We start from the raw sequence: 7978 nt of genomic DNA on the forward strand, positions 1-7978 counted from the left end.
ATAATTTGGTTAAGCGTATCTATCGACTACCTAATAGTCCGACTATAAATTATAAAATACATTGTTATGCCTGTATCTCTGTAGTTTTGCAATGTTTTTTAATTTATAGTGGGTTTTTGAGTAGTTTTTTTATTTTTAAATTAGAAAATAGTATGTAGAAGTTTGTCTCCTCTATTTTAACGGTCATATTTTAGGAGGGAAAGTTATGAAACAAAAACAACAGGGATTTTTTGAAAGATTTTTTGAACTTTCAAAATACAACACAAATGTAAAGACTGAAATTTTAGCCGGTATTACTACGTTTATAACAATTGCGTACATATTAATAATTATACCAATGACAGTTTCAGAGCCTTTACGAATATTAGGGCAAGATGCGTATGCGACAAAAGTATCAAACGGTGCATTTATAGCTACGTGTATAGGAGCTTTTATAGGAACCTTTTTAGTAGCTGTTTATGCAAAGCTTCCATTTGCACAAGCTCCGGGGATGGGTCTTAGTGCTTTCTTTGCATATACTGTAATGTTAGTAATGGGTTACACATATTCACAAGCTTTAGTAATAGTATTTTTATCAGGGGCAATATTTATAATAATCACTGCCATAGGACTTAGAGAAGCTATAATAAGAGCAATTCCAAACTGTATAAAAGATGCTATGACACCTGGGATAGGTTTATTTATAACTATAATAGGTTTAAAAAGTGCCAATATTGTAGTAGATAACCCGGCGACATTGGTCAGTATGATCGATTTTTCACAATGGCAAAATCCTGAATTTGATACACAACTAATAATGAGTGCAACGGTTGCATTAATAGGGCTTATAATAATAGGAGTATTGAACGCAAAGAAAGTAAAGGGCTCTATATTAATAGGGATAGTGATTGCTACTTTAATAGGAGTGCCATTAGGAGTTACAAAATTTGACGCTTTTGATTTGAACTTGGCTACAAAATTCCATGATTTTTACGAAGTATCACTTTTTAAGTTAGATTTTGTGGGACTTTTTGCAGGGGAAGATTTAATACACAATATATTTATAGTATTTATGTTGGTAGTAAGTTTTTCGTTAGTTAATATGTTTGATTCTTTAGGAACATTACTTGGAGCTGCTAAACAAGCAAATATGATAGATGAAAATGGAGAAGTTATAAGAATGAAGCAAGCTCTTATGTCAGATGCAATTTCGACACTTACAGGAGCTTTAGTTGGGGCGCCAACTGTAACAACTCTTGTAGAATCAAGTGCGGGAATAGCAGAGGGAGGACGTACAGGGTTAACAGCGCTTACAACATCTATGTTGTTTATAGCAGCAATAATTTGTGCTCCATTTGTAAGTATAATTCCGGCAGCAGCAACAGCACCGGCTTTAATTTATGTAGGGGTTTTAATGCTATCTAATGTAAAAGATGTTGATTTTAGTGATATTACAAATGCTATTCCGGCATTTATTACGATAACATTTATGCCATTTACATATTCAATTGCAAATGGTATAGCAATGGGATTAATAAGTTTTTGTTTATTGAAATTATTCACTGGAAAAATTAAGGATATAAAATTATTAACAGCAGTGGTTTCAGTTATTTTTGCATTACGATATGTATTAATTTCATTAGGTTAAAGAATGGAGGATGTTTATGAGAGCATCTTTTATAATAAAAGGAGATATTTGCTATAGCGAAAATCTGGAAAATTTAACAACAAGAGAAAATAGCTATTTGGTGTGCGTGGAGGGTTATTCATGTGGGGTATTTGATAAAATACCTGATGAGTATAAGGACTTGGAGGTCTGTGATTATAGTGATAAGTTAATAATACCGGGTCTTATAGATTTACATGTTCATGCGCCACAATATCATTTCAGAGGGCTTGGAATGGATTTGGAACTTTTGGATTGGCTAAATACATATACATTCCCTCATGAGGCAAAGTATATAGACACAGAATATGCTAAAAAAACATATGAAAAATTTGTAGGAGACTTGGTAAGTAGTGCAACTACAAGAGCGGTTGTGTTTGCAACATTACACGTACCAAGCACCATAATTTTAATGGATATGCTTGAAAATTCAGGATTGGTTTCTTACGTTGGAAAAGTCAATATGGACAGAAACTCAATACCGGAATTACAAGAAGTTTGTGCAAGAGAGAGTATTGAGAATACAATAAAGTGGTTAGATGAAACCAAAGTAAAATATAAAAACACATATCCGATAATAACTCCAAGATTTACACCATCATGTACTGATGAATTGATGGAGAGCTTAGGTAAAATTACAAAAGAGGAAAAACTTCCGGTGCAGTCACACTTATCTGAAAATCAATCAGAAATAGAATGGGTTAAAGAGCTATGCCCTGGAACAAAATGCTATGGAGAGTCTTATGACAGATTTAGACTGTTTGGAGAATATTCCAAGACTATAATGGCTCACTGTGTATGGTCAGACGAATACGAGCGAAAATTGTTAAAAGATAGAGGGGTATATATAGCACACTGTCCTGATTCAAATATGAACCTATCTTCAGGAATAGCCCCAATTAGAAAATACTTAGAAGAAGGGCAGAGAGTTGGGCTTGGAAGTGACGTTGCAGGTGGAGCATATTTATCTATTTTTAGACAGATGACAGATGCTATCCAAGTTTCAAAACTTTTCTGGAGACTTATAGATGGAAATTCAAGCCCATTGAAAGTAGAAGAAGTATTTTATTTGGGAACACTTGGTGGTGGAGAATTTTTTGGAAAAGTTGGTTCGTTTGAAAGAGGATATGAATTAGATGTAGTTGTAATAGATGATTCAGAATACAGAACAGAAGATTTAAATTTACGACAAAGATTAGAGAGGACAATATATTTGTCTCAACACAAAGATATTAAACACAAATTTGTAAGGGGAAATAAAATATTCTAAATAATAAGTAATAGAGACGAAAAAAAGCGTATTTTGGCTTGATGCCAAGATACGCTTTAAAAATTAATAAAATCTATTTACTTTAGAGTTAAAATAGTTTGGCAGCTCAGAAGGGTCATAAATTCCCTTGTCAGTTATAACACCGCGAATTAACATAGGTGGAGTGATGTCAAACGAAGGATATATAGCTTTTACACCCTTTGCAGTCCAGTCGCCCAAAACAAGAGATGAGTCTCTCAATTCAATTTTTATATCATCTTTTGAAAATTTATCATCGTCAGGAATGCCGGTTACAAAATAAGGAATATTAAACTCTTTAGCTAAAAGAGCAATTTGGAAAGTACCTATCTTGTTTGCTACATGAGCATCTCGCGTTATAGTGTCAGCAGCTGAGGTGAATAAATCTATTCCAATATTTTCCATAGTATAGGCAATCATATTGTCTGTTAGAATAGTTGTCTCAAAACCCATTTCGTTGCAACAAGTTGCAGTTAGACGAGCACCTTGATAATAAGGGCGAGTTTCTGCACAGTAGAAGCTGACAATTTTTCCGCTTTCTTTTAAAGTTCTAAGCATCATTCCAACTATAGTTTCTCCAAAGCACTGAGTCAAAACTTTTCCATTTTCAGGAATTAACTCACATAGATATTTTGCAACTTTGTTCATAGTATAATATCTTCTGTTTAAAGAGGCAACGGTATTTTTTAAAATAGCTTGAATTGGGTCAAGTCCATTTTCCATAGCATTTATTGCAACTTTAACAGAGTCTTCAGTAATTTTTTTCATCCTGTTTGCAGTAGTCGGACGTGCGTTGGAAATTTTATCAGAAGCTTTTTTTAAAAAATTAATTTTTTCATCATCATTTAAATCACGAGTTTCATAAGCCGCAAGAGCCATACCCATTCCAGCTGCGGTATAAGGTCCGGCACTTTGAGTGACCATGTCAGTTATGGCTTGAGCCACATCAACATGACTAAAACATTCTACAAATTTAACCTCTTTGGGATAAATTCTTCTATCTAAAATTTTAACACTACCATTTTCATACCAAGCAACATGTTCATATTGAAGCATAAAAGGTAGATTATAATCTTGTCTTTCCATATTACCCCTCAAATTTTTCTAACATTTTCAGTATTAAATTTCTAAAGTTTTCAGAAGCCGCCATTGCAACATCTTCAACTTCGCTACCGTCCATGTTGTCCACTCTGTCAGAGCTGTAATTAGTTGCCAAAGAAAGACACAATACCTTTATGCCACAGTGCCCAGCAGTCAGAGATTCAGAAAGAGTAGACATTCCAACTAAATCTCCGCCTAAAAGTCTTATCGCTCTTATTTCAGCCGGAGTTTCAAAGAAGGGACCTACAGTGTAGAAATAAACGCCTTCCTTTAGAGAAAAGCCAAGTTCAATAGCACAATTTTTTGCAAAAGTTCTTAAATCTTTGTCATATAGATTGTCTATAGGATAAAATCTTTCGCCGAATTCATCTAAGTTGTTTCCACGAGTAGGAGAAACCCCACCAAAGTTTAGATGGTCAGTTACAACGCAAATATCTCCAGGGTGGAAATTATAATTTATTGCACCCGCAGCATTAGTTAAGATTACAGTCTTAACACCAATAAGCTTTAAAACATACATTGGAGTTGCCAACTCGCTGTGGTCATAGCCTTCATAGTAGTGGAATCTACCGGACATACAAATTATATTTTTACCGGACAATTTACCATAGATAAACTTTCCTGGGTGACTTTTAACAGTAGAGATTAAAAATCCCGGAATTTCTTCATAAGGTATTTCAATTTTATTTTCCATACAGTCAAGTAGAGTGCCAAGACCAGTTCCAAGCACTATGGCAAAATCAACAGGATCTCCTATTTTAGATAAAATATAATCTGCACTTTCTTTGTAAACACTAAAATTTTTTTCTTTTAACATAACAACCTCACTTATTTATGACTTTTTGATATAAGGTTCTCTAAGCTTAGCATAAATAGCCACTATCACACAATATCCAAACAATACTTTCATTCCAAATGGGCCTATGAAGTCTACATTAGAATAAAATCCTGCAGCGAAAACTATTAAGCAAAGTACAGGAAGTACTCTCATAGCCCATAAAGGTAATTTAAAATAAGCATTTTCATAGGCATTTTTGTTTCTTGAAGGTAAGAAAAGCACAGCGACAATTGGAAGAGCGGCAAATATAAGACCTATATTATTTCCAAGAACAGCTATGATTTCCAAAGTTCCACCAGTTAAGATAGGAATCATACCAAGTATGTAGAAAATTAAAAGCAGATAATGTGGAGTTCCGAAGGCTTTGTTTTCAGTAGCTAAAAATTCAGGAAGCCAACCATCTTCAATTGCAACCTTAAGTCCTTTAGGAGCCCAAGCAAAAACAGCATTTAAAGAAGAAGCAACAGCAAACATAGCTCCGCCAACCATGAAGAAATAATAAACAGGTTGAGAGAAAATTTCTTTAGCAACACTTCCAAGAGTTTTAAAAGCTACCTCTTCAATAGGAAGTACACCGGTAGCTACAAAACCAACCCCCAAATAAATTATAGAAACTATAATCGTTGAAATTATCATTGCAAGAGGGATGTTTTTACCGGGATTTTTAGCATCATTACCAAATTCATTTATGTATTCAGCTCCGACAAGTGAAAATCTAACAAGGAATATAGCTGCGATAAACTCAGAAAAACCATTAGGCATAACCTTAGTGATATCCATATAAGGAGAAAAATCATTTATCTTAGGAAGACCTAAAAAAATGAACAAACCAATAGATACTACAAGCACTACAACAAGTAGGTTTTGGAACTTAACAGCAGTTTTTACACCTGTTAAATTCACAATAAAAATTATAGTCATCATAATAGCTGAAACCAAAGTTACATTGATTGAAGGAACAAGCTCCTTTAGGTATTCAGAGAAACCGATTGCATAATTTGCTAATACCAATTGACCGGCAGCTAAGAGTGCAACATAAAAGAAACCAGTTTTTTTACCGATTAAGTCCCTTACATATGTATACATGCCGCCGTTAGCAGGAATTGCAGAACCGAGAGTTGCAAGACATAAATTAGTTATGGCAACTATGATTCCGGCAACTATAAAAGCCCAAGTAACACCATGACCGGTTTTGCCGACTGCAATTCCTGTTAAAATCATTACTCCGGAGCCAATTATTTGTCCAACCCCAATTCCAATTAAATCCAACAAAGAAATTTTAGAATTTTTCATAAATCCTCCTTAAAATTAAATTATAATTTTATTTTAACATTAGGCAGTGAAAAGTCAAACAAAATTGGTTAAAGTTGGAAAAGTAAAAATCAAATAAATCCGATAAAATAGAGAAAAAAATAATAATTGAAATCAAAAATGATATAAAAACAAATAAAAACCAATAAATAACAAAAATATTTGCGTAAAATCCAAAAAACTCCAAAAAAATCGATTGCAACTTTTTTATATTTAAAATATACTTAATAAATAAATATAAATTTAGAAATTTAAATTAGAGGTAGAAAATGAATTACAGAAAAATTTTAGTAGAAGCAGGGATGAGATTGTACAATACAAAATTAGTAGCGGGAACAAGTGGTAATATCAGCCTTAGAGGAGAAGATGAAGACAGTTTTTATATAACACCGAGCGGAATGGACTATGGAAAAATAGAAGAAAAAGATATCGTTAAAGTACATGCAGATGGAACACCTTATGCAGAAGAGCAAGTGCCATCATCAGAATGGCAAATGCACCTTGAAGTATATAAAAATTATCCTAAATACAGTGCAGTAGTTCATACGCATTCAACATTTGCGACAGCTTTTGCGGTTGCTAGGGAAGAAATACCATTGATTTCAATAGAAATGGAGCCGTTTATAGGTGGAGAATTAAAAGTTGCACCATTTGAAAGAGCAGGTTCAATTGAACTTGCAAAAGCTATAATACCTTATTTAGAGAAATCAAACTCATGCCTCTTGGCAAACCATGGAGTTATATGTTGTGGAGAAAATATGGAAAAAGCATTTTTATCAGCAGAATATGTAGAAGACTTGGCAAAAATATATTACTACTCAAGAGGAATAGGGAAAGTATATACAATAAATGATTGATTTTAATATTTTATTGGCAAAGTATCTTCCTTCCAAATAAAAAATAAAACCGTAGAGAAAAAGAGGTGCAAAATGATAAAAATAGAACGTCATAGCCAAATAATAAGATATCTAGAAACACATAACGTACTCAGCATAGCTGAAATCGCAGAAATGCTAGAATGTAGCGAAGAGACTATTAGAAAAGACTTAATAGAACTAGAAAAACAAAACAGATTAAAGAGGACAAGAGGTGGAGCATATTTAGAAAACATATACGATAGAGGATTTGGAAACTATATAAAAAAAGAGTTGATGAAGGATGAAAAAAATTACATAGCAATTATGGCTATGAAACGCATAAAAGCAAAAGACTTAATCATAATGGACTCAAGCACAACATGTGTTGAATTAGCCAAAAACCTAATAGGTAAAAAAATATATGTCACAGTGATAACAAACTCATTGGAAATAGCTAACCTGTGCTCAACCTCAGAAAATATAAATCTAATAGCAATAGGAGGAGAATTTCACAATAAAACAAACTCATTTATAGGATACCAAACTCTAGATATGCTGAAAACATACAGAGCGGATATAGCATTTGTGAGTTTTCCTACAATAGATATGGAATTTGGATTAGGAGAAAATAATATAGAAAACTTAAAAATTAGAAAAATTATGCTAAAACATAGTAAAAATAAAATATTACTAATGGACCATACAAAATTTACAGATGAATCGGCAGTTATTTTCACAGAAATTGAAGGCATAGATACTATAATAACAGACCAAGAGCCATCAAAAGAATGGAAAAATTTACTTTTAAGAAAAGGAATAAGAGTAGAAAGTTAAATGTGCTTTCAAAGATTAATCGCTGGCATTTATAAATTGCCATAAAATTTAAGAATTTTCACGGGAAATTTTAAAGTAATGAAATTATGCTAAAATCATTTTTT

7 protein-coding genes are annotated in these 7978 nt (G+C 32.9%); 4 read left to right on the forward strand and 3 right to left on the reverse strand.

The annotated features are described in order from the left end of the window. The first annotated feature begins 205 nt into the window (after positions 1-205). Positions 206-1627 (forward strand): NCS2 family permease, encoded by a 1422-nt coding sequence (locus HMPREF9129_RS04560; protein WP_004820828.1) that lies wholly within the window; start codon positions 206-208, stop codon positions 1625-1627. 16 nt (positions 1628-1643) lie between these two features. Beyond that, positions 1644-2915, forward strand: coding sequence for an amidohydrolase family protein (locus HMPREF9129_RS04565; protein ID WP_040552320.1), 1272 nt, complete (start codon positions 1644-1646; stop codon positions 2913-2915). Between the two features lie 63 nt (positions 2916-2978). On the opposite strand, the gene HMPREF9129_RS04570 is transcribed toward HMPREF9129_RS04565, so the two are convergent. The 3 genes from HMPREF9129_RS04570 to HMPREF9129_RS04580 are packed head-to-tail and all read right to left on the reverse strand — an operon-like array spanning position 2979 to position 6165. Continuing rightward, positions 2979-4019 carry a s-methyl-5-thioribose-1-phosphate isomerase gene (locus HMPREF9129_RS04570; protein ID WP_004820832.1) on the reverse strand — a complete coding sequence of 347 codons (1041 nt, stop codon included), beginning with the start codon at positions 4017-4019 and terminating at the stop codon, positions 2979-2981. Position 4020: 1 nt separating this feature from the next. Beyond that, entirely contained in the window at positions 4021-4851 is an 831-nt protein-coding gene (locus HMPREF9129_RS04575) for a purine-nucleoside phosphorylase (RefSeq protein WP_004820835.1), read from the reverse strand. 15 nt (positions 4852-4866) lie between these two features. After that, complete coding sequence (locus HMPREF9129_RS04580; RefSeq protein WP_004820836.1) at positions 4867-6165, reverse strand: APC family permease; 1299 nt, start codon at positions 6163-6165, stop codon at positions 4867-4869. A 287-nt stretch (positions 6166-6452) separates the two neighbouring features. Between HMPREF9129_RS04580 and HMPREF9129_RS04585 the strand changes: the two genes are divergently transcribed. Together HMPREF9129_RS04585 and HMPREF9129_RS04590 are read left to right on the forward strand one after the other, a co-directional pair. Then, positions 6453-7040, forward strand: coding sequence for a class II aldolase/adducin family protein (locus tag HMPREF9129_RS04585; RefSeq protein WP_004820839.1), 588 nt, complete (start codon positions 6453-6455; stop codon positions 7038-7040). Positions 7041-7112: 72 nt separating this feature from the next. Continuing rightward, positions 7113-7874: a DeoR/GlpR family DNA-binding transcription regulator gene (locus HMPREF9129_RS04590; RefSeq protein WP_004820840.1), complete on the forward strand. Its 762-nt coding sequence runs from the start codon at positions 7113-7115 to the stop codon at positions 7872-7874. The last annotated feature ends 104 nt before the right edge of the window (positions 7875-7978 follow it).

This window comes from Peptoniphilus indolicus ATCC 29427 (assembly GCF_000227315.1).
Taxonomy (GTDB): domain Bacteria; phylum Bacillota; class Clostridia; order Tissierellales; family Peptoniphilaceae; genus Peptoniphilus; species Peptoniphilus indolicus.

Bases quoted from the DNA above. Each gene is read 5' to 3' on its own strand.
- HMPREF9129_RS04560 (WP_004820828.1), top strand. From the start codon at position 206: ATGAAACAAAAACAACAGGGATTTTTTGAAAGATTTTTTGAACTTTCA.
- HMPREF9129_RS04565 (WP_040552320.1), top strand. From the start codon at position 1,644: ATGAGAGCATCTTTTATAATAAAAGGAGATATTTGCTATAGCGAAAAT.
- HMPREF9129_RS04570 (WP_004820832.1), bottom strand. From the start codon at position 4,019: ATGGAAAGACAAGATTATAATCTACCTTTTATGCTTCAATATGAACAT.
- HMPREF9129_RS04575 (WP_004820835.1), bottom strand. From the start codon at position 4,851: ATGTTAAAAGAAAAAAATTTTAGTGTTTACAAAGAAAGTGCAGATTAT.
- HMPREF9129_RS04580 (WP_004820836.1), bottom strand. From the start codon at position 6,165: ATGAAAAATTCTAAAATTTCTTTGTTGGATTTAATTGGAATTGGGGTT.
- HMPREF9129_RS04585 (WP_004820839.1), top strand. From the start codon at position 6,453: ATGAATTACAGAAAAATTTTAGTAGAAGCAGGGATGAGATTGTACAAT.
- HMPREF9129_RS04590 (WP_004820840.1), top strand. From the start codon at position 7,113: ATGATAAAAATAGAACGTCATAGCCAAATAATAAGATATCTAGAAACA.